Source organism: Snodgrassella sp. CFCC 13594, assembly GCF_001590725.1.
GTDB lineage: Bacteria > Pseudomonadota > Gammaproteobacteria > Burkholderiales > Neisseriaceae > Snodgrassella.
Genome location: NZ_LQXR01000121.1, coordinates 1 through 242, shown reverse-complemented (window position 1 = coordinate 242; position 242 = coordinate 1). Strand labels below are relative to the sequence as shown.

Here is a 242-nt window from a genome sequence, read left to right as displayed (position 1 = left end):
CAAGTAAGGTGCGCCATCGGCAAAGCTCAGTTCCCCACCGTTGTGATTCAAGATGCGGTGCGATTTTGATCCTAAGTAAAACAAGCGGCATGGGCGCCCCAATTGCGTGGAGAGCCACGCATCGGTTGGTTGCTTGGCTGTTGGCCAAGGCGTGGTTTACCTCACTCATCTCCGCTTTCCCGCCAGCATCATTGGCATGGGAATGTTGTTTGTGTTGTTGCAGCTGGGGTGGGTAAAGGCGG

1 protein-coding gene is annotated in these 242 nt (G+C 55.0%); it reads left to right on the top strand.

The features are described 5' to 3' along the window. Positions 1 to 106: 106 nt before the first annotated feature. Positions 107 to 242 (top strand): CidA/LrgA family protein (locus A2F46_RS11980; protein WP_197457686.1); only part of this gene is annotated, 136 nt, incomplete at its 3' end.